Raw genomic sequence first — 2,314 nt, 5'->3', positions numbered from 1 at the left:
CGTGACAACCCCAGGAAACCCCTGATCAGGGTGACTGTCACGAGGAGCGGAGGCCCCGCTCCTTCATCACATCAAGACACCGCTCGGAGTGCGGGTTTAGGCTGGTTGGTGGCGGGTCCGGGAAGTGGCTTGTCCGAAGGGCCGATGTCCGGGGTCAGGTCGGTCACGCTGGATTGCAGAGTCGTCCCCGAGTGCCCTCCCGGATCCGCCGCCTGTCTGCGTTTCTGGTCGGTGATCATGCGGGCGTAGGCGATGTTGGACAGTCGTCGTTTCAGGGCGCGCATGGCTTCCATGGAGGTCTTTCCGGAGGTTTTCTTCGCGTCGAAGTAGGCGCGGCCTTCGGTGCGGTTGCGCAGCTGGACCACGGCCATGATGTGCAGCGTCCGGTTGATCCGCCGGTTGCCGGCGCGGGAGAGCCGGTGACGCTTCTGGTCGCCGGCGGAGGCGTCCAGCGGGGCGGTGCCGTTCCAGGACGCGAACCGGTCGCGGTCGGCGAAGCGGCGGATGTCGCCGACGTCTGCCAGCAGCCGGGCTGCGCCTGAGGGGCCGATCCCGTGCAGGTCCATCAGGGTGGAGCCCCGGGCGACGACAAGGTCCTTGAGGTCCTTTTCCGCGGCCTTGATCTTCTTGTCGGTGCCCTCGAGTTCACCGATGAGCTCGACGGCGAGGCGGCGTCGGGTCTTGCCGACGATGTCGCGGGGTTTGATGGTCGCGATCAGCGCACGTGCCTGCCGTGCGGACAGGAATTGCTTTGCCCCGCCTGGGAAAAGCTCCAGCAGCAGCCGGTGCAGCCGGTTGATGGTCTGCGTCCTGGCGCGGGCCCAGCTCGTCGCGGCGGTCGACCAGCATCCCCATCACCTGCAGGTCCGGGTCGAGCTGGACCTGCACGAGGTTCGGGGTGCGCAGTGCCACCATCGCGACCGAGTGCGCATCCACCCGTGCCTGTGGCGTCACGGCATCGGCCTGCCTGACCGTTGATCGCTGTGCCGAGCCCAGGTCGTGCGGCGGCATCGGCGTCTCGTCAGCGGACCGCTTGCTTGCCGACTGTGCAGGCTCGGATCGCGATGGTGACCCGGTTGCCCGCGGAGGGGTCGATGACGCAGTGCAGTCCGAGGTCTGTGATGCGGCCGTCGCGTGCGTCCCAGTCGCGGGCACCGGCGTCACGTCCCAAGATTGAGCCGAGCGAGTCGATCGTGGCCTTCCAGAGGTTCGGCCAGGCGCGGCGGGGCCCGACCACGAACGCAAGCTGCAGGGCGATACCGCCATCGGGAAATGGTTGAGCGGCGGTGATCTGGTCGCGGATCTGCCGCTTGTAGGCGGTGGTACTGGCCGACGCAGTCGTGCGCACCTGCAGCGAGTACACCCCGCCGGGATCCTGGACAGTGTGCGTCTGGCACACCGCGACCGAGGACCTCGCTGCATGCCGCTTGGTCGCCCACACCGAGGCGAACTGCCGCCCGGTGCCCTTGGTCAGCTTCGGGACGAGCGGAAACAGGTAGTTGTCGAGGTCGTTGAGCGCGAGCAGGGGCACGATGTCCGGCAGCCCGATGTCCACGCGCAGCGCGAGCGGATCCGGTGTGACGCGCAACTGCTCGGCGACGGCCGCCTGGACGTCGGCGGCAAACGCGGCGGAGCGAACCTGGCCCGGTGACCCAGCCGTGTCCCAGCTGGCCAGGGCAGGCGGAACGTTGAGTGTGCTGCCCACGAACTCCGGGCGCGCATAGAAGACAGGCAAGGTCACAGGTGAAATCTATCGCCAGACCAGAGCTCGACCGCCCGTCGTGGCTGCCCGCTGCTTGAGCTGCGTTCCTCGTTTGCCTTCACGCTCATACCGCGAAGCGCTCGTCACCGAAGGTGACGTCGGCGCCGGTCGCCGGCGTCCTGACGTGCCGATGAGCGTGCGTTGACAGTCCTGCATGTCGATGCGCTGGCCTTAATGGAACCGATGTCACTTGACCTGGTGGCGCATCGGCCCGAGGCATGTCGTCGAGGCTGGACGTCGACACTCACGCCACGCGAACGGTCGGCGACCCCCGGGCCGCCAATGAGCGTAGGTGTCCGGATGGCGGCCTGTGCGGGAATGTTCACCGGACGGGTCATACGGGACACCCCGCCGCGCTCAGGCCATCTGAGCTGTCGTTATGAGGTTCCTTGTTCGAGATGGCGCAGACCGGGCAGCGCTAATGGACTGGACCTCAATTGCGGTTGAGGTTTTAGGGTGTGGGTCATGCCAACTACTGAGACGGGAACGCGTCTATCCATGGGTCGCGATACTTTCGGCCGTCAGGGATTCGGCGCGATGAGGTTGCGCGAT

The 2,314-nt window shown here is 66.9% G+C and carries 3 protein-coding genes; all 3 read right to left on the bottom strand.

Going from position 1 to position 2,314, the window contains the following annotated elements:
- Positions 1-71: 71 nt before the first annotated feature.
- Positions 72-566: a transposase gene (locus tag AC1WTP_RS34265; RefSeq protein ID WP_481653359.1), complete on the bottom strand. Its 495-nt coding sequence runs from the start codon at positions 564-566 to the stop codon at positions 72-74.
- A gap of 79 nt (positions 567-645) precedes the next feature.
- On the bottom strand, positions 646-1,011 hold the full coding sequence (locus AC1WTP_RS34260) for a hypothetical protein (RefSeq protein WP_481653358.1): 366 nt from the start codon (positions 1,009-1,011) through the stop codon (positions 646-648).
- 10 nt (positions 1,012-1,021) lie between these two features.
- On the bottom strand, positions 1,022-1,741 hold the full coding sequence (locus AC1WTP_RS34255; protein WP_481653357.1) for a hypothetical protein: 720 nt from the start codon (positions 1,739-1,741) through the stop codon (positions 1,022-1,024).
- Positions 1,742-2,314 lie beyond the last annotated feature (573 nt).

This window comes from Micromonospora sp. R311, from assembly GCF_056780015.1.
This window is presented reverse-complemented; position numbering and strand designations above follow the sequence as displayed.